The organism is Acinetobacter lwoffii (assembly GCF_024129595.1).
Classification (GTDB): Bacteria; Pseudomonadota; Gammaproteobacteria; order Pseudomonadales; family Moraxellaceae; genus Acinetobacter; species Acinetobacter lwoffii_O.
In genome coordinates, this window is the sequence record NZ_JAMXXS010000001.1 from 1 (window position 1) to 25,006 (window position 25,006).

The window sequence follows — 25,006 nt, forward strand, 5'->3', positions numbered from 1 at the left end:
TGCCACACGCTATGATAAATTGGCTCAAAACTTCTTATCAGCGATCTACTTGGCTTCAACAATCATCTGGCTTAATTGATGACACGCCCTAGATGCTCTGCTTATAAATAAAAAAAGCCCCTAGTCGTAGAGGCTTTTTTTATGTCTATTAAAAAGTATTTTCTTCCGAATTAGCAGAAATACGATGAATCGACAAGTCTGCACCATTGAACTCTTCTTCCTCAGTCAGGCGAATACCCATCAAAACCTTAAGCAGGCCATACACCAAAAAACCACCCGCCAAAGCAATGACAATCGCCAGCACTGTACCTATGAGTTGTGAAATTAAAGACACTCCTCCCATTCCTCCAAGCCATTGCTGACCGAAGATACCCACAGCTAATCCGCCAAAAGCACCACAAACGCCATGCAAAGGCCAAACCCCCAATACATCATCCACTTTGAGTTTATTTTGGGTATAGGTAAAGAGTTTCACAAAAATAATGCCGGCGCTGATCCCGATAAAAAAAGCACCCAAGGGATGAACGACGTCTGATCCTGCACAAATCGCCACCAGACCTGCTAAGGGACCATTATGCAGGAAGCCCGGGTCATCTTTCCCCGCAACTTTGGCTGCTATTGTTCCACCGACCATGGCCATCAAAGAGTTAATAGCGACCAGTCCAGAAATGGCATCCAGCCGCTGCGCGCTCATGACATTGAAGCCGAACCATCCCACAATCAAAATCCATGAACCCAAAGCCAAAAAAGGAATTGATGAAGGAGGATGCGCGGTGATCCGACCATCATTTTTGTAACGGCCATGACGCGCACCAAGTAGGATTATTGCGGCAAGTGCCATCCAGCCGCCCATTGCATGAACGACAACTGAGCCGGCAAAATCATGAAAACTTGCACCAAATGCATGGGTTAGCCAATCCTGAAAACCAAGGTTGCCATTCCAGATCATACCCTCAAAAAACGGATAGATCAGCGCAACCAGAAATAATGTCGCTAAAGCCTGTGAACGCATTTTGGCACGCTCTGCAATCCCTCCAGAGATAATCGCTGGAATTGCTGCAGCAAAGGTCAACAGGAAAAAACAGCGCATCAGATTGTAGCCATGATCGGCAGACAAGGTTGCAGCATCATGGAAAAAGTGCTGACCGTAGGCAATATAGTAGCCCACTAAAAAATAGGCGATGGCGGAGATGGCAAAGTCGGTTAGAATTTTACTTAGGGCATTGACCTGGTTTTTATGTCGAACTGTTCCAAGCTCTAAAAAAGCAAATCCAGCATGCATGGCAAGCACTAGAACTGCACCGAGAAGAAGAAATAATAAGTCTATATTTTGCATGGTGCGTTCCAATTTAGTGCGCGGGATCACAAAAGAAAATCAGTATATAGAGGCAAATTGATTGTAGAAGAGGGCTAAGCAAGGGAAATTTTGATGAAGAATTTCTTGAAATTGATAAGACTCGATATAAAGCACGTTGCTATTTTTTTGCACCAAACTAAGACATGGTAAGAGTTCATAAAATTGAAATTTATATTATATTTTTAGGTATTTATCTTTATCGTAAGAAAAACGGTGCTAAAAAGGCATGCTAAAGGTGCACATAAAAATTGAAAGATTTTTAAGAAAAAATTTAAGAATAAACGAAATCATTGCTTTTAAATTTCAAAGCGTCATTCAAGTTTTAAATTTACCAAGTCCTAGGGAATCTGGCTGAAGGATATTTAAAATAAATGAAACCCTAAAAAATTAGGGTTTCATGCTTAGATAAAATTATTGAAGTATTCAATTAATCTTTAAAATGTACCGGAATCCATTGATAGCTTTTATTGTCTTTAGAATAAATATGTCCAATCCCCGGAAATGGCAAATGTGGTGCTGCTACCGTCTGACCATTTTTCGCATATTCAGCAAAATATTTTAAGCGGGTTTCGATCGCCTTTTTCGGATCGACATCAAAGTCAACGCCGGTCTGTGGGCGATCAAACTGAAGCGTATGTGAATGCACAATATCCCCAATAAATACCATCTGCTGACCTTGTGATTTTAAGCTAAAACCAAAATGCCCCGGTGTATGTCCAGCCGAACTGATGACATCGAAAGCATGGATTTTATTGCCAGTTTTAAAGGTTTTGAGCTGATTCTTGGCCTGATAGGGTGCAATGGCTTTCTTGATTTTATCGACTGTGCCCAAAAAACCTGCCTGCTTGGCTTTTGATAATTTTTCTACCGTTTTGGGATTCATCCAGAAATCCAGTTCAGCTTGAGATACATAAATGTTGGCATTAGGGAAATTGGCAATACCGTTATTACTGATACCGCATACATGGTCAGGATGTAAATGCGTGAGCAGGATGGCATTCACCTGTTCAGGTTTATGCCCTGAAGCCTGTAAATTGGAATACACTGAACCTAGGTGTGGACCATTACAGCTTGAAGTTCCGCTATCGACCAGAACCAGTTCTTTGGCTGTATTGACCAGAAAGGCATTCACAGATGTCTGGATGCCTTTGGCCTGATCAACGTAGTATTTTTTCAAGATCTGATCGGCTTGGGCTGCTGGAATATCTTTAAATAAGGCTTTGGACAGATAATTGCTACCATCCAGTAGGGCAGTAATCTGGTAATCCCCGAAGTTATGTTGATAATAACCGGGAACCTGTTTTTGTTGTTGGGTGCTAGAAACGGTTTGTGCATGTGTTTGAAAGATACCCGCCATTGAACCTATAGCAAGCAGTGAAATGATGAGAGAAGAGGTGAAGTATTTCATGGCTATTCTTATGTAATTAAAGTCAATTCCATGTATTAGCACGGATGTTAGCAAAAAAGAATATGAATATATTTACCATTTTTAAAAATAGAAGTGATGATTTGGCATCTGTACTAAAAATTCAGTCTGAATCTGTATATTGATTTTTTGAAAGTTAAGAACCTGTTTTTCATTAAAATATTATTATAAATAAAATGCTTAGATATATTTCACTTTTTATGAAAAGCTCGTTAACATGGGGTATTACGAACAAGCTTTGGGTGTCGCGATGAGTTTTTGGAAAAGAAAAAACAATGCCAGCTTTGTATTTTTCATTATTACCTTATATTCACTACTTGGTTTTGGACTGGGCTATGTGATTTGGGAATTTGTGTTGCAAGGCTAAGTGACCCAGCAATAAAAAAGCCTCTAGAGATAGAGGCTTTTTTATATTTATAACTTATTTAGCACATTCAGGCTGAGAACGGTCAATCACTTGAGTGCCTTCTACACGATAGCCAATCTGACCAATAATAAATGCTTGATTAAGTTGAGTAATTACCACATCAGAAAGTGCAACAGCACAACGGTCTTTTTCAATTGCGCGATCTACTGCTGTTTTGAAGTTAGCAATACCAAGTGGGAATAAAATCACAGGAACTTTATCTTCACCTTTAACACGTTCACCTTTCACAAACTGGTTTGAGTTTAGGTTGTAGTTTTTAGTAGATGCAACTGTCATGTCAGCCATACGTACCGAACAACCTGTAAATGCAATTGTAGACATCGCTAGAACTGAAACTAATAATTTTTTCATGCTTACCCCGAATAATTATAAAAGAATAAAAAAGCGCATTGATTTTATATTGAAAATATTAAAAATCAAGAAAGTAAATTTAACTGATGATATAAAAAAGCCCCTACATACGTAGAGGCTTTTCTTTTCTCAAAACCTAAACTTAAGACACTTTATCACCCGGTTTAGCACCAGATTCAGGTGAAATCACCCAAACACCGTCGCCATTACCCGCAGCTAGCACCATACCGTTAGAGATCCCAAAACGCATTTTACGTGGCGCAAGGTTTGCCACCATCACCACCAGTTTACCTTTTAAGTCTTCAGGTTGGTAAAACTCACGAATACCACTGAACACATTACGTGGCTCAGCTTCACCAACGTTTAAAGTGAGTTGAAGCAGTTTGTCAGAACCTTCAACCGTAGCCGCTTCCAAAACTTCAGCCACACGCAGGTCAACTTTCATAAAATCATCAATATTAATGATTTCAGCTTCACCGACTTTAGGTTCAGCTTTCTTTTCAATCTTCTTCTCTTTTTTCTTCTCAGCTTTTGCTGGTTCAGCAGCAGGAGCAGCTAAAGAATCTTTAGATGCATCCACCATGGCAGCAACCGCTTTTGGATCTACACGTTGCATTAAGGGTTGGAACAATGCAATTTCATGACCCACTAGAATGGTTTTGCGAGAAGCAAAATCGAAGCTTTCAAGTTGCAAGAAATCTTGAACCTGTTGAGCTAGTGTCGGCAATACAGGAGCCAAGTAAACTGCCAATTGACGGAACAGGTTGATCCCCACAGAACATACATCATGAACCTGTTGTTCCTGACCTTCCTGCTTAGCAAGTGCCCAAGGCTTTTTCTCGTCGATGTACTGGTTGGCTTTGTCTGCCAGTGCCATGATTTCACGAATCGCCGCAGAGAATTCACGTGCTTCATAAGCTTGAGCAATTGAACTACCGGCATCAATAAAGCTTTGTACCAATTCAGGTTCAGCACATGTCGTGCTTAACTTGTTATCAAATTTGGTGTTAATGAATTTTGCACAACGGCTGGCAATATTCACGACTTTACCGACCAAATCTGAATTTACTTTCTGAACGAAATCATCAAGGTTCAGGTCAGAATCTTCAACTTTGTCAGAAAGTTTCGACGCGAAGTAATAGCGTAGATATTCAGGATTTAAATGCTCTAAATAGGTTTCCGCTTTAATAAATGTGCCGCGAGATTTTGACATCTTTTGGCCATTGACAGTCAAGAAACCATTCACGAATAAGCCTGATGGCGTGCGGTAGTTTGCACCTTCAAGCATTGCCGGCCAGAACAGGGCATGGAAATACACGATGTCTTTACCAATGAAGTGATAGACCTCATTTTCAGAATCTTTTTTCCAGTAGTCATCAAAATTCAATTCAGGACGTTTGGTTTTGATGTAGTTTTCAAAGCTCGACATATAACCAATCGGCGCATCCACCCAAACATAGAAATATTTGTTTGGCGCATCTGGAATTTCAAAACCGAAGTATGGCGCATCACGTGAGATGTCCCAGTCATTCAAGCCATTTTCAAACCATTCGTCCAGCTTGTTGGCAATCGATACCGGCAAGCGACCTTCATCACGAGTCCATTTTTGCAGGTATTCACCAAAATTTGGCAATTTAAAGAAGTAATGATCAGATGATTTTTCGACTGGAGTTGCGCCACTTAAAGTGGAATGCGGATTCAACAACTCTGTCGCATTATAAGTTGCACCGCAGACTTCACATGAGTCGCCGTACTGATCTTCCGCCTTACATTTAGGACAGGTGCCTTTAATGAAACGGTCTGACAGGAACATGCCTTTTTCAGGATCAAAAAGCTGGGTCACCGGACGAACTGCAATATTGCCCGCATCACGGTTTTTCACATAGATTTCTGACGCACGGGCACGGTTGGTATCGCTATGTGTAGAATCATAATGATCGAAATGCACACCGAAACCGTCAAAGTCACGAATGTGTTCTTTTTGCACATTGGCAATTTGCGCTTCAGGTGAAATGCCATTCGCTTCGGCACGTAGCATGATCGCGGTTCCGTGAGCATCATCCGCACAGACATAAGTCACATCATGACCCATCGCACGCATGGCACGTACCCAAATATCTGCTTGGATATAGCCAAGTAAGTGACCCATATGAATCGGGCCATTGGCGTAAGGAAGGGCATTGGTGACTAAAATTTTACGCACGGATTCACTCTCTCATTCGTATTCATTATGCAATGGGCCATAATTTTACATGATGCCGAGGGGATTACAAAGAAATGCTTTGCTGAAACCCTGCGAATAGATGGACTTGGACAGCTCGAATACAAAAGCCTGCATCATCTTTAGCATAGAGCTTTTCAATACAGATTTGACTCAGCTCATGCTACATCCTGCAAACAATAGCAACAACATGTACAGGCTTTGTTGCAGTTTGCTTACTTCGCCCGATTCGCGTGATGCTTTGTGCTAAAAAATGGCTGATTGTTTATATGATATGCCTAAGGAGGGTACCTCATGACTCAGCAGAACCAAAACAATACGTCGAAGCAAAATCAAGATAAAGAACAACATGCACGCGAATTAAATGATCAGCTTGCTAAAGAGCAAAAGCAAAACGAGATAGATAAACAGCATAATCAGGAACATAAGAACGGTCAAAGTGCCCAGACCCATGCTGATCAGAAGTCTGATACCCAGCACAACGGCAAAGATGCAAATGCTGAGCAATCAGCGCAAAAAGATAGTTCTCAAGAGAATCAGTCCGATAAAAAAACTGAAAGCTTTAAGATGGATGATCTAAAAGCCAAGGCGATTGCGATCGGTGAGGAGCTATTGCAAAAAGGTGAAAAGCTTCTGAATGAGCTGAAACATGGTAAATCTGACGGCCAGCAAAATGCTGAGCAAGGTTCGGATGATGTGAAAAAGGCCAAAGCAGATCATACATCTCAAGATAAATCATCTAACAAGTCAGATAAACAAAATGCTAAAGATGGTCAGACCGATCAGCAGGCAAGTATGGCAAATTTAAAAGATGAAGCCATGCATAAGTTTGAAGATACTAGACAGAAAATCACAGACTTATTCAGCGAAGCCTCGGTTAAGTTCGCTGATCTGAAACAGATGGCGACTGATACGATGAATAAAATGAAAGATAATCAATCGAAGGAAAGTGATTCGGATCAGCAGCAAGATGCCAAAGATACAGATTCAGAAAGCAAATCTCAGTCCAAAAAGGATGAATCGAAACAAGATCAGGATAAAAACACCAAGGATCAACAAGACAACTCTGAAAACAATAAAAATCATAAATAGTCTGTGATCATAGAGCCACTTTAATTACAGAGGGTTAAAGTGGCTTGATCACATAAGATCAATAAAAAAAATTTATTACATCAAAATAATCTGCCTTTCTTTACTCTCAATCATTCATTTTTCATTATTTCTATTCACCAAGATTTCATAAAATATTTCACAAAACCAAGTAAAATAGTTGGAAATTGAAGATATCTGTTTCATCTTCTCCAATACAGTGCTTAACCTTCGCCTAAAACACCGTTAAACTAAGCGATTCAGATGTCGATCTACATTTTTGGAGTAACCTATGTCCTGGCTTTCTTCGCTTAAATCGGTTTTTTCGCCTTCCAAGGAGGTGAACGAAGAAGCTGTGCAGAACGTACTGCAAAACTATATCTTGCCAAATTCCAGCAATGCCTTGAAAGATCGTATTACGCAGGTCAATGTACAGGGTGAAATTCTGCAAATTACTTTGAATACCTATCCCGAAGAAAAAGCGCAGCTGCAACAGATTCATGATGAACTGGCGGAAGCTTTGCAAAAATGTGGTATTCAAGAGCTGAATATGCACGTGATTCAGCAGAAAACTGGACATAAGCAAGAAGGTGGTTGCGGGCATAATCATGCTGAAGGTGAAAACTGTTCAAGCGAGCCTAAAGCGGAAGAAAAACCCAATCTTCCCCCTGTGGTTGATGCGTCGGCACAGCCGGCAAAAGCTGAAGAAGCTGATCCGAATAATCCACCGATTCAAAAAGCTGCCCCGCAACAGCGTGATGTCCCGAAACACCCACGCATTCAAAATGTGATTCTTGTGTCATCCGGCAAAGGTGGCGTAGGTAAATCGACCACGACTGTAAATCTGGCTTTGGCTCTACAAAAATTAGGCCTGCGCGTAGGCGTACTGGATGCCGATATTTACGGTCCGAGTATCCCGACTATGCTCGGCAATGCCGGCAAAACGCCAATGATCGAAGCAGAGCAGTTTGTCCCTATCGAAGCCTATGGCATGGCAGTATTATCAATTGGCCATTTAACTGGAGACCACAATACTCCAGTCGCCTGGCGTGGTCCAAAAGCCACGGGTGCATTAATGCAGTTATTCAATCAGACCCTATGGCCAGACCTTGATGTGCTGATGATTGATATGCCACCTGGCACAGGTGATATCCAGTTAACTCTCGCGCAGCGTATTCCGGTAACGGGCGCAGTAATTGTGACAACGCCACAAAACGTGGCCTTGCTGGATGCGACCAAAGGCATTGAATTGTTTAACCGCGTGCAGATTCCGATCATGGGCGTGATTGAAAACATGTCGACCCATATCTGCTCAAATTGTGGTTTTGAGGAACAGATTTTTGGTACAGGCGGTGGCGATAAACTGTCTGAGCAATATCAAGTCCCATTATTGGGTCGTTTACCTTTGGATGCTAAAATTCGTGAAAATGCGGATGCCGGTACACCTTCTGTCATTGCCGAAGATGCTGCTGCAGAAAGCTATATGCTGATTGCAGAGAAAATTGCAGCGCAGTTACCTAAAGCAGAGAAAGACCATAGTCGAATTTTTTAATTCTATAGACAATTCAGATATTTAAGCCTTAGCTAAAAGCTAGGGCTTCTTATTTCTTATTTTTAAAATTAGCTCGATTTAAATGATCGAAATTGACTGGAATGACTATCGGGTGTTTATCCTGAAAGCTTATATAAACATTTGAATTAATTAAAATAAATAAATTTAAATTTTAGATCATATGTTCTCTTACAATTATTTTTTTGCAGCACTGACCGAATTCTTCTATGCTACGCGGATTAGAGCGAGGTCAAACTATGATTTCATGGTTTTTTATTGGTTTAGTGGCAACCATTCTTTTAACACCAGGCCCAACCAATACCTTATTGGCATCTTCAGGCATTCAGGTCGGATTTAAAAAAACATTTCGTTTAATTCCTGCCGAAGCCTTTGGTTATCTGATCGCCATTAGCTTATGGGGCATTCTGATCGGAAAAATTTCCGTTCATCTTCCACTGTTACCGACCATTCTCAAGCTTTTTAGTGCTGGCTATATTCTGTTCCTTGCTGTGAAATTATGGCGGACTGCAGACATAAGCGAAAATCTTGAAAATGTCTCGATTCGCGCACGAGAATTATTTTTGGCAACCTTGCTTAATCCTAAAGCACTTTTATTTGCCTCAGCTATTTTTCCTGTCATTGTCTGGAAAAGTAGTCAGCATTATATGACTCATATGCTTGTTTTCTTACTTCTGCTGATTCCGATTGCATTCTTCTGGACTTTTCTGGGTTCAATCCTGGCCAGAAAAAACAGTCGCTGGCTCAATCAGAAAAACCTGCAGAAAACGGCTTCGCTGGTATTAATGAGCTTTTCCATTCCTTTAAGCTATTCTGCACTTTTAAGTTTATAAGCTGATCTCGATCAGCAGTTTTTTGGTAACTTGAGCTCTAAGCCTTTCACTTATTTTCATTAGTGTCAATTTCAGTTAAAGTACGTCGTAATAACTTGTTTTTAAGATTTTTGGATTATATCAATGGCAATTAAGTCTGATCGTTGGATTCGCGAAATGAGCGAAAAACACGGCATGATTGAACCGTATGCAGAAAACCAGGTACGTTTGGATGAAAATGGTCAAAAGCTGATTTCGTATGGCGTATCCAGCTATGGTTATGACGTGCGTTGTGCACGTGAATTTAAAGTATTCACCAATGTGCATTCTGCAATTGTCGATCCGAAGAACTTTGATGAACGCAGCTTTATTGATATCGAGTCGGATGTCTGTATCATTCCGCCTAACTCGTTTGCTTTGGCGCGTACCATCGAATATTTCCGCATTCCACGTAATGTCTTGACCGTGTGCTTGGGCAAGTCTACTTATGCGCGTTGTGGCATCATTGTTAACGTGACTCCGCTTGAGCCAGAGTGGGAAGGACACGTCACTTTAGAGTTTTCAAATACTACCAATCTTCCTGCGCGTATTTATGCAGGTGAAGGTGTAGCGCAGATGCTGTTTTTTGAATCTGATGAAGTCTGTGAAACCTCATATAAAGATCGTGGTGGTAAATATCAAGGTCAGACAGGCGTTACTTTGCCGAAGACCTAATTGCTTTAAGATATTGAATGACGGGACTTTATGTCCCGTTTATTTTTTTGAGATTTTCATTCATCGGAAACTGCTATTTTTCGCCTAATTGGCTTTGGCATCTGTATCAAAAATCAGCATAATGGATTCCGCATAACCATAAAAAAGATGCGATGCATTATAAAAAATCAAAGATTGGCGGCTGGGAAGCTGAAGCATAAGGTGCGGAGCATCGAATAAAAAGGAAAGAGTGAGATGGCTCAGATAAAAGATATATTTAAATTTCGCAAAAGTTATTTGGCGATGACAATCGGTTTCAGCCTGTTGCCTTCTGCACATGCGATGCAGGAATTATCAGATTCTTCTCTTTCTGACACCACAGGTGAGGGTGTGGCGCTCGTCCTTGATGATTTTAAAATGGTGTTTCAAGGCCCTAACGATATCTCGGCTGGCTCGAGTTATGAGCGGAAGATTCCTGATCCCGGAAAAGCAGATACAGGATTTATTCGTATTATTCCGACTGGTGAAAATTACAACCAACTTGGGCAGCGTGTATACGACAAAGTTTATAAATCTACATATGATAATGCTTTTCATGTTGAAAGAACGCAGAATTATGCAACTGAGTATCAGCAAGCCTATGATACGTTAAAAACTAATTTTTATAATACGAATTATAATACGATTAAGAATACTCATGATACACAAACAAACCGGGACGCATTTAAGCAAGAATTAGTTGATTATTATTATAACACTGACTTTATGAAAGCCTATTATGACCAACGTCGTGATGATTATTATAATGGAGCCGGTAAACCCGCTTTAATTCAATATAGTCTAGTCGATGATGGCACAACAATGTTTGATCACTCACCGGGGAATCTAATTGGTTTAAATGATAAGGCAAAAACAAATACAGTGGAAATGATTGACCTTCTTTATGGTAAGGATGCGACGAAAGCAATTCCTGCAACTGAATGGAGTACGTCTGGTACTAGGGAAAATATTATTGGAGCAATTGTAGATGCAAGAATTCTTGCACTAATTAAAGCAGACTACGATAAAAAATTGGAAGCTGCTTTAGCCGGAATAATGAAGGATGCAGATAGTGCTGCTATGGCTGAAATCATTGCTAGAGCAGATCAGGCTGCTAAAACTGAAGCTGCTAAAAGCTCTGTGAGCACTTTAAGAACTAAAGCCGATGTATTTATTTATGGTCTGGCATTATCGAAAAGCGATGGTTCTTTAAGCACACGATACAGTAATCAGGGTTTCAGCTGGGGATCAGCAGATAATCCCTGGTTATTTCGAGCAGGAACTGAAAACGTCAAACAGTTTAAGGACGCTGCTAAAGATGTAGGCTATATTGCTTTGGAAGCCCCATTAAGTCCAATTGCAGGGGTCGAAAGTGATAATAATATCAAGCTGGGCTTCTGGAGTGATATTTTTGCACGTGAGCTTAATTCCTCGAATGCTGTAGATCCTATAACAGGTGGACCAATATCAGGACTTGATACGGATTACCGATTAAGAACCCAATTTGTTGCCAATGGTCTGAGTTTTAATGGCTCGCAAGTTCGGTTATTTCAAACCTTAGAATCTGACAATAAGAATTATAGCCAAACATTGGGTATGGCGAGTATTGTTCGTCTGAATACCAATGATCGACCAGAAACTCTAAGCAGTAGCGATAGTAATCTTAACAGTAAAGGTATTCGTCTCAGTACCGCAGCAAAAACAGATGCGCTTGATGGTAATGTCCCGACCCCGGCCTTGAATGGAAGTGATGCTCCTATATTTCATGATTCTGAGGGCTTATATCTCTATAGTCCAAATATTAACTTGGTGCTTGGTAATATGTACCAGCCTTTCGTTGTCGGTTCAGAAGGCAATAATATTATTTTAGAAGTGACACGTATTCCCAATATTCCTGCTATTTATAATCAAATTTATCAAAATTATGGTGGTGGACTCGGAACAACAGATTTAAAGGGTTCGACCTGTAATGTCTATAGTTGTGGTACACCGATTAAAAATAATGTGTCAGATACCACCGCACTTTATCAAGGGCGTAATGCGACTCACAGTAGTATCTCAATAGGGACTACAGAGCGTATCTCAGGAACAAATATGCTGCGTGCCAAGGATGGTGTGAATTCAACAGGAATCGTATTTAAAAATACTGAGGGTGTAAGTAAGAATTTTGGATCTGCTGTCATTGATGGTGTCCTGATTCAGCATCTGAAAATTAGAACAACTGGTCTTTAAGGGAGTATAAGAATGTCCAAATTAGTAACACTCTGTGCATTATTATGTACTTCTATGGCCAGTCTTGCCGGATTGGAAGCCCTTGATCAGCAAGCACTAACCAATACAGTGGGGCAGGGTGGAGCTGATCTTAACTGGACTTTATCTTTAAACCATGTTTATGCGACAGATTTAAGTAAAGATAAAATTTCTCGGCTTGATGGAAGTGGCAACCCGCTAGAAGTATTTTATGTTCTAGATCCCACCGCTTGTGGAGCAACAAAACAATTTTGCCGTCTGGCAATAGCGCCGAATAACCATGTCGATGCCAATGGAAATAAAAAGTGGTTAGTCTTTAAAGGCATTCAAGGCACGATTCAGATTGATAAGTTTTCGATCGATGGAACAACCATCATTAATCATCGTAATGAACCACAAACGGCGATGCAAATTACCTTTTATGATCACCAGCCTTTAAAGATCCGTAATTTAGGCTTTAATACAGTTTCCATTGAAACGGGTACAGGTGCTGGCGCCTTGGAAGGTTATGCCAATACAGGTGTTTATAGTACGTATACAGGGCGTACCTATAATGCCGATGGAACTTATACAACCGCGCCCCAAGATGTTCCTTCATTTGATAAAGGTGCTGAAAAAGGATTTATGGGGTTGAACGTTCATGGAAATCTGCATACGTCAGGCAATTTGAAAATATTTGGTTATAACTGTACAGGTGGGGCACAAAGTCGTTGTTAGTAACAACGTCAAGTACAGCATAAGGATATATAAATGAAAAAAACAACAATAAAGTTGAAATTGCTAACAGTATGCATGTGTCTTATACAACAAAGTTATGCACTTGAAACTATTGAAGAGCAAGAATTGAGTGAAGTCACTGGACAAGATGGTATGGTGATTACTCATGAAATTTCTAAAGCCAGTATTGCTCAAGCCAATTGGTATGATCCAAATCCAACTGCCAACACTAAAATGGGTTTAGGTCTACATAATGTTGAGATTATTGGAAAAGATAATAAACCAATCATTAGTCAACTTGAAATAGATGTAGGTGCCACTTCACAAGGGGCAGGACTTCGGCTAGCTGCAAGTGTTTCACCGTTTCAAGCCACTGCAGATTTAAAATTGGTAAAGATCGCCTGTACGACCAATCCATGTAGTCAATCTGCGAATAGTATTCGGACTACGGGTACTCAATCTAATCAAACTTTGGGTGCATTAGGGATTAGTACCTCTACACCGCTTAGTGTGCTATTACAAACCAGTGCAGGTCTATTTAATAAAGATTCAATTGCCAGTATCGATTTTCAACTTAAAAATGCCACGATTAGTCATAAATTAGGCGAAAATAGTCTGATTTTGAATGACTTTAACTTTAACTTCGCGGGTCAAGGATATATGTACATTGACCCGGATGAAGGCGTGGTACTCACCACACGAAATGGCAGTCAAGATCATTATGTGGATCTAAAGCGTGCTGAAGATATTACTGATATCGCGGCTGGCCGGGTTAATCCGACCAATCCAGGGGTTAATATTGACCTGCGTTATAATACGCCAAATAATGAACGCAAAAATATTATGCGTTTAGGAGCTTCGGGTGCAGTCACTAACGCAAGATTATCCATGAGTGCAGATCAAACCCAGATAGGTACTTTTGATGTTAGTAACAAGGTGAATGGTGTACTAGAACGTCAGGACAAAACTGCAACAGGTTACAGTGGCCTGGTCGGAGAAGGCGGGTTGAATCTGGGCTTGTCTGCAGATTTCACAGGTACTAATAGTACTGGGCTTCCAGCAAATATGGCACCGACAACACTTGAAATTGGTCATACCGGGAAGGGAAGCTATGCTGTGCAATTTTCCAAGCTCAGACCATTGACTACACGTAATGCTGACGGTTCCTTACATGGGAAAAATGCTTATATCGATTTTGGGAATATATATATAAATACCATTACTGCAAAAAGTCTCGATTTTATAATCAATGAAAATATGCAGAAGACTTTAGGCAGCAGTAGGACTGTGCTTAAACAGATACTCAGTACCACCACGAATGGAGAGGATTTTGCCTATATCGCCGTACGTGGAATGGATTTTCAGTCCATTGCTGCTAAAGCACGTTTCATATCAGATAACTCTTTGGCGGAAATTGGTGGCGATGGTGGTTCATGGGGAATCGGTATTCCTATTTATAATTTAAATGCCAATGTTGCCTTGTCTGGAACGACTTATGGAACAAACAATAAGCAAGCAATTGCGTATAACATTATGGCATCTACAGAAGGCTATGGAATTGACAAGAAAACCGGTTTACCAAGCACAACCTCGATTATATTGATTGATGGCAAGAATGGCGATCATGGTGAGGCAGTTAACTATTATGCTGGTTTTAGGAATATCGATGCTTTGATCAAGTCGGAAGGTATTATTGGCTATGAAGATGAAGGTATTTATATTCGTGCCGATAAACTGCTGATTGGAGCTAAAGCTGAGCTTGCGATTGGTCAATTACCAGGATCTAAATATAATTGTACCAATGCATCGGTCACTAAATGCGGAAGCTATGTGCCTCATGATAATTTTTCTAAACGTGATGATGTCCTGACGAATATTGCTTTTAAACTTGATGGAAACGGCGAGCTCCTCATCATTCCAGGAGTGGATCCGACCAGCGATTCACCAGATACCAACTTCCTGTCATTTGATGCAAATTTTAAGTTTAGACCCCTTACCGCAGAAGAAACTGCAAATAAAGATAATCTGGGCAGCTATTTTAGTATTGCCAATGAAGATATTGATTCAGCCGGGGTATTAAAAACTTCTTCAATTAACTTTAACCGGATGGAAGGTCATTTGGGTGTCAAAGCAAAAGTTCGTGTCAGTGCAGATACAGTGACTTTGGATAAGCAGGTCAAACTCAATTATGAAAATAATATTGCAACACCATTTAAAACCAATTTTGCCATGGCGACCAATGGCAATATGCAAAACATGGCAAGTATTGCACTGACTGGTGGAACTATTCGTAGCACGATGGGAATCACACCACGCTAAAAATCAGGATGAGAAAAATGAAAAAAATAATATTAAAGAGTCTAGTGGTAGCTATGATGGGCCTAAGTGGTCAGGTATCTGCATTAACTTCATTGGAAGACCAAGAGCTCTCAGAAGTCAATGGGCAGGCTTTATTGTCAATGGAGGTTCAGTCTGGATTTAACCAGATGGATAATCTAGGAGCTACTTATGACCAGAGTAATATCTCATTTTATAAATTAGGCTTGGAAGCCGAGATGGAAATTAATGCCAATATAAAAAAGCTACAGCTCGGGTGTGGTGGTGTTAATGGTGCAACCGGCTGTGATATTGATATTGATCATATAGCCTTAAGTGGTAATCCTACAAATGGTGCGGATCGTGCCGCGACTTCAGCTCTGATTACTAATCCATTTGTACAGTTTGCCATAAAAAATCCAAATCAGGCATCTACACGTGAAGTTTTAGGTTTCCGTTTAAGTGCGGAAAAGATTTCAGGTCTATTGACAATGGGGACAGAAAATAGTGCTACACCAAATGGTATTAACAGTTTCAGTGGTTATATGAAAACAAAATCTTCATCAGGAGTTGCAACAACCGCTCCTCGTGTCATGGATTATGCTGCAACTGGAATGAATATTGAGGGCACGGTAAAAGGCACTATATTAGGTCAACCATTACCTCTGGATTTACATTACACATCTAGCAATTATGCTTTCCAGTTAAATTCTACAACAGCACCTTTTACTATTCCTGCTACGATAGTGTCAGGAACAAGAATGAAAGAAGTTGTACTAAAAGGGACAGGGACAGTAGGTCGTATTGATTTTAAAGGACCATTAAAAGCAGAATTATTGGACGGGGCATTAAAATTAAATAAAGATATTACAGGTTACTTAACCGGGCTACAGACAGACATTACCGTTAAACAAAATCTTGGACTTATTCATGCTTTATATTTAAATAATCCAGCTTCACTCTCCTTGCAATCCCAAAGCATCTTATGGCCTGGTGCAGCAGTCGCGGCAAAACAAGGCTGGTGGATGGCAATGGAAGATGAAGTGGACTTAGGAAGTATTTCACCTTCATATAGTGTGCCAATTTCGGATGCTGTTTTAAAGCAAACCATTACAGGAATTAACCATGATTTAACCACTAATGTGCGAGATTGTGGAAGTCTGGTTTTTGGTTGTGTGCTAGGGAGTGCGCTTGATGTAAAGGAAATTAAAAATCCTGCGCTACTTGATTTCCCGTTAACTAATTTAACTTTACAAGGCCAGAATTTTAAACCGAACTGCTTTGGTGGACATAAATTCTGCTAAGTTTAATTATAAAAAATCCCGCATTACGCGGGATTTTTTATAAGAGAGCGAAATTATTTAGCAATCTTCGCCAATAATTCTTCTTTCGAGATATTTACTGATTCAGCATCGCGGCGGCCTTTATATTCAAACGTACCTGCATCCAAGCCTTTTTCACCAATCACAATACGATGTGGAATACCTGTAAGCTCAAGATCAGAGAATTTCACGCCCGGACGTTCGTTACGGTCATCAAGTAATACGTCAAAACCTGCAGCTTGTAATTCAGCATACAGTGCTTCCGCAGCTTCCATGGTTCGTGGAGATTTGTGTGCATTCATCGGCACAATGGCAACTTCAAACGGTGCAATGGCAGTTGGCCAGATAATGCCCTTCTCATCAAAGTTCTGCTCGATTGCAGAAGCCACCACACGCGTCACGCCAATACCATAACAACCCATTGTTACAGTGAATGGCTTGCCATCTTCACCCAAGACTTTACAGCCTAAGGCTTCAGAGTATTTTTGACCCAACTGGAAGATATGGCCCACTTCGATACCACGTTTGATTTGAAGGGTACCTTTACCATCTGGAGACGGATCGCCTTCAACCACGTTACGTAGGTCATAAACTTCAGTGAACTGCGCATCACGTTCCCAGTTTACACCTGTCGCGTGTTGATCTGCTGCATTTGCACCCGCAACAAAGTCAGATAATACCGATGCTGCACGATCAACAATGACGGTGATACCTTTTTCGACCAGACCTTGAGGACCGACAAAGCCAGCAGTTAAGCCAAGTGCTTGAAGTTGTTCTTCAGTAGCAAATGTCAAAGGTGCAGCAATTAAAGGATGTTTTTCAGCTTTAATTTCATTCAGTTCGTGATCGCCACGAAGGAATAAAGCAACCACAGGAACGGAACCATCCTCTTTTGCAATGCCTTGAACAAGCAATGCTTTTACTGAATGGGCAGGATCGGTACCCAAAAATGCTGATACATCCGCAATGGTTTTTTGATTTGGCGTATCTACCAGTTTGAGTTCTTGTGTCGGTGCCACACGCTCACCGACAAGTACTGCTTCTGCCATTTCAATATTGGCTGCATACTCAGATTCTGTCGAGAAAGCGATATCATCTTCACCGCTTGAAGCCAGTACGTGGAATTCGTGAGAACCTGAACCACCGATTGAACCGGTATCTGCTTGTACTGGACGGAAATCTAAACCAAGACGGGTGAAGATTTTGCAGTAGGCTGCATACATGTCGTCATAAGTTTGTTGCAGTGATTCCTGGTTAGCATGGAAAGAGTAGGCATCTTTCATGATGAATTCACGTGAACGCATTACGCCAAAACGTGGACGAATTTCGTCACGGAATTTGGTTTGTACCTGGTAGAAGTTTGCAGGCAATTGCTTGTAGCTTTTTAATTCGTTACGTGCAAGGTCGGTGATCACTTCTTCATGTGTTGGGCCCAAAACAAATGGGTTGCCATGGCGGTCGTTGAAGCGTAAAAGTTCAGGGCCGTATTGTACATAACGACCTGATTCTTCCCATAAAGACGCAGGTTGAGTCACCGGCATATAGACTTGAAGTGAACCGACTTTGTCCATTTCTTCGCGAACGATCGCTTCAACTTTATTTAATACGCGAACGCCCATCGGCAACCAGGTGTATAGACCTGAAGCCAACTTACGAATCATACCGGCACGAAGCATCAGCTGATGGGAAATAACCTCAGCATCGTTCGGGGTTTCTCTTAACGTTGCAAATAAAAAGCGACTCGCGCGCATGGAAACTGTCCTAAAAAATTAAGCGTTAAAGCAGGGATTATACAATAAAAAATGAGGTGAGCATTTGGCAATGTCACCTCATTGTGTTGCATTAAATTATGCCATGATTTTACGTACCTGACGCAGCATAAAATTCTTAAAGTCATCCAGGTAAGTAAAGATCACCGGCACCACCACCAAGGTCAGCAGGGTAGAGGTAATTACCCCGCCAATCACCGCATGCGCCATCGGTGCACTTTGTTCCCCACCTTCACCTAGTCCCAGGGAAAGTGGAACCATGCCCATGACCATCGCGCTGGTGGTCATCAGAATAGGACGTAAACGGGTTTTACCAGCGGCAATAATCGCATCATAACGGTTTTCACCGCGATCCATGGCTTTCTTGATAAAGTCGATCAGTAGAATCGCATTCTTGGTCACCAGTCCCATCAGCATGATAATGCCGATAATCGAAAACAGGTTCATCGTCGAGTTGAATAGGAATAAGGCCAGAAACACGCCAATCAGCGACAATGGCAGTGAGGCCATAATTGCTGCAGGATGAATAAAACTGTTGAACTGTGAACCCAGCACAATATAGATAAAGACAATCGACAAGGTAATTGCGGTCAAGGCATAACCTGCGGATTCTGCCATGTCGGCATTGGAGCCTTGAGTGTCGAAACTATAGCCTGGTGGCATATCGAAATTTTCTTGCAAGCGGCTGATATCTGTCCCGATATCGCCTGCAGGACGTCCTGAGGTATTGGCCTCGACCAGCACTTCACGAGCCAGATCACGTCGGTTAATTTGTGAAGCGCCGAGCTTTTCTTCAAATTTGGCCACACTTGAAAGTGGAACCAGAATTGGTTGATTGTTGGCATCGGTTTTATTCGAGGTGATATACATGTTCTGTAAGTCGCTAGGCAAGCTGCGCTGGTCTTCAGTCAGGCGCAGATTCACATCATAGGTTTCACCTTTTTCATCCTGCCAGGTGGTAACATCATCACCGGCAATCAGCGGACGCACCACATTGGCAATCTGATTGACTGATAAACCTAAATCACTGGCCAAGACGCGATTAATCTGTACATCAAGAGTTGGCTTGGGTTCTTTTAATGAAGTTTCCAGATCGACAATGCCATTAATTTTCGCCATTTCCGTCATAAAGCGATCAGAAATTTTTTGCAGTTCATCCAGATCCGGGCCTTTGATCGAAATCATGATTGGCTTCTGGCCACCAGAAACGGTTTCATCGGCGGATGCCACCGAGGTAATGCTGATTCCTGCAACCGATTGCAGGCGCTGGCGAAATTCATTATTTAAGTCATTCAGGGTCTTTTCACGTTCGGTACGCGGCGTCACGGTCACCCGTAAACTGACATGGTTTTTACCGCGGTCGGTTGCGCCATTAATCACCCCATAGGTGGCTTTGACATCCGGATGCTGACGAATAATCTGATCCACCTGCTGGAGTTTGGCCTGAGAATATTCAAGCGATGAATCGACCGGTGTTTCAAACTTGATCCGGATTTCACCTTTATCGGGAACCGGTACAAATTCGGTGCCGATCAGTTTGGATAAACCCAGAGCACCAAATAATGAAGCCACAGCAATCATTAAGGTAATCAATCTGAAGCGCAATGCCAGTTTTAATAATTTTTCATAGACATGGCTTAAGTTGTCCAGCTTGCCGGAGATCCAGCTAAAGGAACGTTTCACCCGACCTGGTTTTTTATTCGGATCTTTTTTCTTTTCTGCCCAATGTGCTGAGAGCATCGGGTCCAGGGTAAAGCTGACAAACATCGAGATCAGAACGGCCATACTTACCGTGACCCCGAACTGGTAGAAGAAACGGCCAATAATTCCGCCCATAAAGGCAACAGGCAGGAATACGGCAACAATGGTCAATGTGGTGGCCAGCACGGCTAAGCCAATTTCTTTGGTGCCATCGAGCGCGGCAGTCACATGGTTTTTGCCCATATCGGCATGCCGGACAATATTTTCACGCACCACAATTGCATCATCGATCAACAGACCAATACTCAAGGACAGCGCCAGTAAAGTCATCATATTGATGCTAAAGCCAAAGGCCCAGATAAAGGTCAGCGTGCCCAAGAGAGCAATTGGTAGGGTTAAACCGGTGATTACTGTGGAGCGGAAAGAACCCAGGAACAGTAGGACAATCAGCACAGCCAGTACCGCACCTTCAATAATGGTTCGGGCTACATCACCAATGGTGCCGCGGATACTTTTGGAGGAGTCCACCACCACTTGTAAAGTGGTACCTTGTGGAAGCTGCACCTCAATACTTTCTAAAGCTGCATAGCTCTTGTCGACTACTTCAATGACGTTTGCATCTGAACTGCGCAAAATATCAATTGCCACTGCGGTTTTACCATTCAAAAAGGCAGCCGATTCCAGCTCTGCCTGACTGTCTTGAATATTGGCCACTTGTCTGAGGAAAATCGGTACGCCGTTTTTATTGGCAATAACCAGATCGCCGAAGGCGAGGGGATGCAGTACTTTGGAATTGATTTCAATGACCAGTTCCGAATTACCCGATTTAAGCGTCCCCCCCGGGACTTCAATATTCTCGGCCTTTAAGGTGTTAATCACACTGTCCACACCAATGCCAAAGGCTTGTAGTTTTTGTGGTTCCACCTGAATCCGGATCTGGCGCTGCGCATCACCCAGCAGGTTGACCGTTCCGACGCCCGGGACTGTACGCAATTGTGGCACAATTCGCTGATCCAGATAGGAACTGAGCGCTTTCACATCCATATTGTCGGATTCAAATACGATCGACATTACCGCATTCGCCGTCGGGTCATAACGTTCTACAATCGGCTCCTGAATCTCATCACGAAATTCAGCAGTTACAGAAGCGATTTTATCCCGCACGTCCTGAGCTGCTGTGGTCGACGTGACATCCAGATTAAATTCAGTGGTGATGATGGACAGGCCTTCACTGGACTGGGAAATCACCTGTTTCAAACCGGAAATGGTATTGATCTGATCTTCGAGTTTCTTGGTGATTTCCGATTCAACCGTTTCCGGAGAAGCGCCCGGATAGTTGGTATAGATCACCACAAAAGGGAAATCGACATCAGGAAATTCTTCAACGCCCATCCGCTGCCAGGAAGCCAGTCCCAGTACCATCAAACAGAACATCATCATGATGGTGAAAACCGGATACTTCACACTAATTCGGGTAAACCACATGTCAATGATCCTGTATGAATGGTTTTAGTTGGCGCGAAGGGTGACAGTTTTTTGCAGATCGGCTTCGCTAAACTTAACCCGGCTGACCTGATCGCTGCTCTCCAGTCCTTGAACCACGGCAATGTTGTCGCTATAACGCTGTTCTAGTACCTGAACATTGACTTTGATAATTTTATTCTGGCGTATTATCCAGACATAAGGTTTATTCTGAATGTCTTGAATAGTATCTAATGGAATCAGCTGGCCAGAAATCTGTTGTGGACTCAGAATGTTGCCTTCGACAAAGGAGCCGATACTTAGCGAGGGAATGGTTTCATTCGGCTTGGCAAAGAATTCGATCTGACGACTGGCCTGATCTGCAATTGGGGAAATCCGGCTAATTACGGCAGTGAGCCGATTTGGATTCCCTTGAATGCTGTATTCGACTTGACTGCCCAGTCTTAAGTCTGATTGCAGATCACTGGGTACGCGTGCCTGAATTTCCAATCGTTTTGGATCGACAATTTCAAACAGGGTTTGTCCAATCGCCACGGTTTGACCCGGTTCGACCTGACGTTGGGTAATCACGCCACTGATCGGGCTGGTCATGATGCCATCACGATCGGCTTTCTGGGCAATATCAACATTGGCTTGCTGGGCACGAACATTTTCCAGCTGTGCCTGATAGTCCACCTGACTTTGTTCATATTCTACTTTTGAAATAAAACCCTGATCGAGCAGGCGCTTTTTACGCTGCATCATATTGCGGGCCTGATTGGCTTGCGCTTGAGTTGAGGCCAGATTCGCACGTGCCTGTGCCAGACGGGCTGCATTGTCCTGATTATTCAGGCGTACCAGCACTTGTTCCTTGACAACTGTTTGACCTACCTGCGCGTTTACGCTGGTGGCAGTAGCAGAGACCTGTGCTTGTATGCTGCTTTGATTGACTGCACGAATGGTGCCGGTGAATGCAGTTTTTTGAACTGAATTGCCAGATTGAACTGCAACTAGATCTTGAGGAATGACTTCAATGGATTTGGGTATTTCGGTTTGCTGGACGGGTTCATTTTTATCACAAGCCACTAAAAACATATTTAAGCAAAGTGCACTCATGATCAGGATAGAGCGCGGGGAAGGCATATTTAAATCATAAGAATGCTGTGCAGTTTGCATAAGAGTCCTTTTAGTTGGCTGTGAATCAAAACCACAACCAGCTATTTGTATTTATTCAAGTGCTTTTAAACGGGCGATAATTTTGTCGTATTCTGCTTCCAGATTTCGATAGCGACTTTGTAAAGACTGAATATTTTCTTTTTGGGAAACGAGATTTTTCTGGTTGTTGTCTAGCATGGTTTTTAGATGTGCCGGTGTGGTTTTACCTTTACGTAAATATTCACGTTCCTGACGTACGAACATGACCCGATCTTTTTGCAGTTGCTTCATTTGTTCTTGCTGAAAATCAATCTGTTTTTTTAACTGGACCAGGCTATCGTTTTTTTTCTGTAAAGCGGTCTGGCTATTGCTATAAGCACGCTTGAGTTTATGATCTTCGGCAATCCGCTTAGCCTGTTGAGCACGCTGTGGCGCCTGTCTGATATCCGCTTCGGCATTATAAGGACGCGCACGTTTAATGACCTGCATATTCTGGTCAAGTGCTTCATAACCATAACGGATATGATTTGGTGTGACGTTAGTACTGATATTGGCCACACCCTTGCTGTCATAATAACGATACCAGGTGGCTTTTTGCGGGAGTTGGTTGCTACTCGCGCACGTTAAGCTCACCTGTAACAGTAGCAGCACAACAACAATGAATTGACCAGTCATTTTATTTTTATCAATGACAGCAAGTTTTCTTAAAAACTGACTCATCATTGGCTCCCCGAATTTAAAGTTGACTAAATTACTTATTTTAAAGTAATAATCTTGTTATATTAGACTTAAATTTATCAATAAAAAACTACCGTTAGTCAAAAAAAAACCAATAACGATAAGAAAATGTGAAGCTGTTATTAAAAATAAATGATTTTGTCTACTTGTGTAGAAAATGTTCATTGATAATACAAGTGACTTTATGTTAAAAATGTTTATCGATCGTAATAAAATAATCCTATGAGCCTTATGGCATATAGTTTCTAAAATGGGAAGGGTTAAACAAATGGACGATAAATTCCAAAATCTAAAAATTATGGTTATTGATGACTCAAAGACCATTCGTCGTACTGCGGAAACTCTTCTTCAACGCGAAGGTTATGAGGTCATTACTGCAGTAGACGGTTTTGAGGCTTTGTCAAAAATTGCCGAAGCAAATCCAGATATCGTTTTTGTAGATATTATGATGCCGCGCCTAGATGGTTACCAAACCTGCGCCTTAATCAAAAACTCTCAGAATTACCAGAATATTCCTGTGATTATGCTATCAAGTAAAGATGGCTTATTTGATCAGGCCAAAGGTCGTGTCGTGGGTTCAGATGAATACCTGACCAAACCTTTTAGTAAAGATGAATTGCTCAATGCAATCCGTAACCATATTAGTGCTTAATATTTGATTTTTTTGGGGAATTGGCATGGCACGTATCCTAATTGTGGATGACTCACCGACAGAAACTTTTCGCTTTAGAGAGATTCTTTCTAAACATGGCTTTGAGGTGATTGAAGCAGCCAATGGCGCAGATGGCGTCACCATGGCACAGGCAGAATTGCCGGACCTAGTTCTGATGGATGTGGTTATGCCGGGTGTGAATGGTTTTCAGGCAACCCGTCAGATTGCACGTGGTGCAACGACCAAACATATTCCAATCGTGATTGTCAGTACCAAGGATCAGGCCACTGACCGTGTATGGGGCAAGCGTCAAGGCGCAGCGGATTATCTAACAAAACCAGTCGATGAAAAACAATTAATAGATGTAATTAAGCAGCACCTCAATGCAGGATAAGCTCTATGGCAGCAAATGGATTTATCGAATTGCTTCGCATTGCGAAACGGGGGAATAAAAACTACGTTTCCAATGGCAATGAAGTTAACCGATGGTCGGGCATTGCTTTTGAGATGATGGGGCAATATTTTGTTGCCCCGCTGGGGGAGGTATCAGAAGTGATTTATCCCCCAGAATATACGCCGGTACCCAAGACGCAAGCATGGGTGTTGGGTCTGGCGAATATCCGGGGAAGACTGTTATCGGTTTCTGATCTGACGCAGTACGTATCAGGGCAAAGCAGTCAATTTTCACCGACTCAAAAAGTATTATGTATCAACCATAATGACCAGTATGTGGGTTTGGTCGTAGATCAAGTTTTGGGTATACAACATTTCAATAAGAAAAGTTTCTTTTCGAAGAAATCTGAATTGGATAAAAACTTACAAGAATATTGTCAGGGGTTTTTCCATCAGCACAACCAGCAGTGGCATGTGTTTTTATTCAGTCGTCTGTTGCAAAATCCAAAATTTATGAACGCATCTATAAAATTTATAAATTAAATGT

At 41.8% G+C, this 25,006-nt stretch carries 20 protein-coding genes; 12 read left to right on the top strand and 8 right to left on the bottom strand.

All coding sequences use genetic code 11. The annotated features are described in order from the left end of the window. Positions 1-148 precede the first annotated feature (148 nt). Both NI466_RS00005 and NI466_RS00010 read right to left on the bottom strand, forming a co-directional pair. Complete coding sequence (locus NI466_RS00005) at positions 149-1,336, bottom strand: ammonium transporter (protein ID WP_005247869.1); 1,188 nt, start codon at positions 1,334-1,336, stop codon at positions 149-151. 448 nt (positions 1,337-1,784) lie between these two features. Continuing rightward, positions 1,785-2,765 carry an MBL fold metallo-hydrolase gene (locus NI466_RS00010; protein ID WP_253172310.1) on the bottom strand — a complete coding sequence of 327 codons (981 nt, stop codon included), beginning with the start codon at positions 2,763-2,765 and terminating at the stop codon, positions 1,785-1,787. Between the two features lie 268 nt (positions 2,766-3,033). Between NI466_RS00010 and NI466_RS00015 the strand changes: the two genes are divergently transcribed. Further along, positions 3,034-3,150, top strand: coding sequence for a hypothetical protein (locus NI466_RS00015; protein WP_086044934.1), 117 nt, complete (start codon positions 3,034-3,036; stop codon positions 3,148-3,150). A gap of 54 nt (positions 3,151-3,204) precedes the next feature. Here NI466_RS00015 and NI466_RS00020 read toward each other — a convergent pair whose 3' ends face one another. Both NI466_RS00020 and metG read right to left on the bottom strand, forming a co-directional pair. Beyond that, on the bottom strand, positions 3,205-3,561 hold the full coding sequence (locus NI466_RS00020; RefSeq protein WP_253172311.1) for a hypothetical protein: 357 nt from the start codon (positions 3,559-3,561) through the stop codon (positions 3,205-3,207). Between the two features lie 142 nt (positions 3,562-3,703). Next, positions 3,704-5,764, bottom strand: coding sequence for a methionine--tRNA ligase (gene metG, locus NI466_RS00025; protein WP_005247863.1), 2,061 nt, complete (start codon positions 5,762-5,764; stop codon positions 3,704-3,706). A gap of 312 nt (positions 5,765-6,076) precedes the next feature. Here metG and NI466_RS00030 point away from each other — a divergent pair, with 312 nt between their 5' ends. The 8 genes from NI466_RS00030 (at position 6,077) to NI466_RS00065 (ending at position 16,572) form a co-directional block, all read left to right on the top strand. Beyond that, positions 6,077-6,874: a putative sodium/potassium/calcium exchanger gene (locus tag NI466_RS00030; RefSeq protein WP_253172313.1), complete on the top strand. Its 798-nt coding sequence runs from the start codon at positions 6,077-6,079 to the stop codon at positions 6,872-6,874. 289 nt (positions 6,875-7,163) lie between these two features. Further along, complete coding sequence (gene apbC, locus NI466_RS00035; protein ID WP_253172314.1) at positions 7,164-8,423, top strand: iron-sulfur cluster carrier protein ApbC; 1,260 nt, start codon at positions 7,164-7,166, stop codon at positions 8,421-8,423. 257 nt (positions 8,424-8,680) lie between these two features. Continuing rightward, positions 8,681-9,274 (top strand): LysE family translocator, encoded by a 594-nt coding sequence (locus tag NI466_RS00040; RefSeq protein ID WP_004645853.1) that lies wholly within the window; start codon positions 8,681-8,683, stop codon positions 9,272-9,274. A gap of 123 nt (positions 9,275-9,397) precedes the next feature. Continuing rightward, positions 9,398-9,967, top strand: coding sequence for a dCTP deaminase (gene dcd / locus NI466_RS00045; RefSeq protein ID WP_004280726.1), 570 nt, complete (start codon positions 9,398-9,400; stop codon positions 9,965-9,967). 234 nt (positions 9,968-10,201) lie between these two features. Beyond that, positions 10,202-12,217: a hypothetical protein gene (locus NI466_RS00050; protein WP_253172316.1), complete on the top strand. Its 2,016-nt coding sequence runs from the start codon at positions 10,202-10,204 to the stop codon at positions 12,215-12,217. A 12-nt stretch (positions 12,218-12,229) separates the two neighbouring features. Further along, positions 12,230-12,952 (top strand): hypothetical protein, encoded by a 723-nt coding sequence (locus NI466_RS00055; RefSeq protein ID WP_004280723.1) that lies wholly within the window; start codon positions 12,230-12,232, stop codon positions 12,950-12,952. 33 nt (positions 12,953-12,985) lie between these two features. Further along, the gene (locus NI466_RS00060; RefSeq protein ID WP_253172318.1) at positions 12,986-15,271 is read left to right on the top strand and encodes a hypothetical protein; all 2,286 of its coding nucleotides are present in this window, start codon (positions 12,986-12,988) and stop codon (positions 15,269-15,271) included. 17 nt (positions 15,272-15,288) lie between these two features. Then, positions 15,289-16,572: a hypothetical protein gene (locus NI466_RS00065; protein ID WP_253172319.1), complete on the top strand. Its 1,284-nt coding sequence runs from the start codon at positions 15,289-15,291 to the stop codon at positions 16,570-16,572. Between the two features lie 53 nt (positions 16,573-16,625). Here NI466_RS00065 and NI466_RS00070 read toward each other — a convergent pair whose 3' ends face one another. From NI466_RS00070 to NI466_RS00085, 4 genes are all read right to left on the bottom strand, one after another. Then, complete coding sequence (locus NI466_RS00070; RefSeq protein WP_253172321.1) at positions 16,626-18,341, bottom strand: proline--tRNA ligase; 1,716 nt, start codon at positions 18,339-18,341, stop codon at positions 16,626-16,628. 96 nt (positions 18,342-18,437) lie between these two features. Further along, entirely contained in the window at positions 18,438-21,545 is a 3,108-nt protein-coding gene (locus NI466_RS00075; RefSeq protein WP_253172322.1) for an efflux RND transporter permease subunit, read from the bottom strand. A gap of 24 nt (positions 21,546-21,569) precedes the next feature. After that, a complete protein-coding gene (locus tag NI466_RS00080; RefSeq protein WP_253172324.1) occupies positions 21,570-22,697 on the bottom strand; it encodes an efflux RND transporter periplasmic adaptor subunit in 1,128 nt (375 codons plus the stop codon). Between the two features lie 51 nt (positions 22,698-22,748). Then, positions 22,749-23,396, bottom strand: a complete 648-nt coding sequence (locus NI466_RS00085; protein ID WP_005247844.1) for a hypothetical protein — start codon at positions 23,394-23,396, stop codon at positions 22,749-22,751. A gap of 286 nt (positions 23,397-23,682) precedes the next feature. Between NI466_RS00085 and pilG the strand changes: the two genes are divergently transcribed. From pilG to NI466_RS00100, 3 genes are read left to right on the top strand one after another with little or no spacing between them, the layout of a single operon-like run. Then, a complete protein-coding gene (gene pilG / locus NI466_RS00090) occupies positions 23,683-24,066 on the top strand; it encodes a twitching motility response regulator PilG (RefSeq protein WP_004280711.1) in 384 nt (127 codons plus the stop codon). Positions 24,067-24,091: 25 nt separating this feature from the next. Next, on the top strand, positions 24,092-24,460 hold the full coding sequence (locus NI466_RS00095) for a response regulator (protein WP_004280710.1): 369 nt from the start codon (positions 24,092-24,094) through the stop codon (positions 24,458-24,460). Between the two features lie 5 nt (positions 24,461-24,465). Next, a complete protein-coding gene (locus NI466_RS00100) occupies positions 24,466-25,002 on the top strand; it encodes a chemotaxis protein CheW (RefSeq protein ID WP_004280709.1) in 537 nt (178 codons plus the stop codon). Positions 25,003-25,006 lie beyond the last annotated feature (4 nt).

Coding starts and splice junctions, on each gene's coding strand:
- NI466_RS00020 (WP_253172311.1), bottom strand. CDS start 3,561: ATGAAAAAATTATTAGTTTCAGTTCTAGCGATGTCTACAATTGCATTT.
- NI466_RS00100 (WP_004280709.1), top strand. CDS start 24,466: ATGGCAGCAAATGGATTTATCGAATTGCTTCGCATTGCGAAACGGGGG.
- NI466_RS00040 (WP_004645853.1), top strand. CDS start 8,681: ATGATTTCATGGTTTTTTATTGGTTTAGTGGCAACCATTCTTTTAACA.
- NI466_RS00075 (WP_253172322.1), bottom strand. CDS start 21,545: ATGTGGTTTACCCGAATTAGTGTGAAGTATCCGGTTTTCACCATCATG.
- pilG (WP_004280711.1), top strand. CDS start 23,683: ATGGACGATAAATTCCAAAATCTAAAAATTATGGTTATTGATGACTCA.
- NI466_RS00085 (WP_005247844.1), bottom strand. CDS start 23,396: ATGAGTCAGTTTTTAAGAAAACTTGCTGTCATTGATAAAAATAAAATG.
- NI466_RS00080 (WP_253172324.1), bottom strand. CDS start 22,697: ATGCAAACTGCACAGCATTCTTATGATTTAAATATGCCTTCCCCGCGC.
- NI466_RS00010 (WP_253172310.1), bottom strand. CDS start 2,765: ATGAAATACTTCACCTCTTCTCTCATCATTTCACTGCTTGCTATAGGT.
- NI466_RS00005 (WP_005247869.1), bottom strand. CDS start 1,336: ATGCAAAATATAGACTTATTATTTCTTCTTCTCGGTGCAGTTCTAGTG.
- NI466_RS00065 (WP_253172319.1), top strand. CDS start 15,289: ATGAAAAAAATAATATTAAAGAGTCTAGTGGTAGCTATGATGGGCCTA.
- dcd (WP_004280726.1), top strand. CDS start 9,398: ATGGCAATTAAGTCTGATCGTTGGATTCGCGAAATGAGCGAAAAACAC.
- NI466_RS00050 (WP_253172316.1), top strand. CDS start 10,202: ATGGCTCAGATAAAAGATATATTTAAATTTCGCAAAAGTTATTTGGCG.
- NI466_RS00060 (WP_253172318.1), top strand. CDS start 12,986: ATGAAAAAAACAACAATAAAGTTGAAATTGCTAACAGTATGCATGTGT.
- NI466_RS00055 (WP_004280723.1), top strand. CDS start 12,230: ATGTCCAAATTAGTAACACTCTGTGCATTATTATGTACTTCTATGGCC.
- NI466_RS00015 (WP_086044934.1), top strand. CDS start 3,034: ATGAGTTTTTGGAAAAGAAAAAACAATGCCAGCTTTGTATTTTTCATT.
- NI466_RS00095 (WP_004280710.1), top strand. CDS start 24,092: ATGGCACGTATCCTAATTGTGGATGACTCACCGACAGAAACTTTTCGC.
- NI466_RS00070 (WP_253172321.1), bottom strand. CDS start 18,341: ATGCGCGCGAGTCGCTTTTTATTTGCAACGTTAAGAGAAACCCCGAAC.
- NI466_RS00030 (WP_253172313.1), top strand. CDS start 6,077: ATGACTCAGCAGAACCAAAACAATACGTCGAAGCAAAATCAAGATAAA.
- apbC (WP_253172314.1), top strand. CDS start 7,164: ATGTCCTGGCTTTCTTCGCTTAAATCGGTTTTTTCGCCTTCCAAGGAG.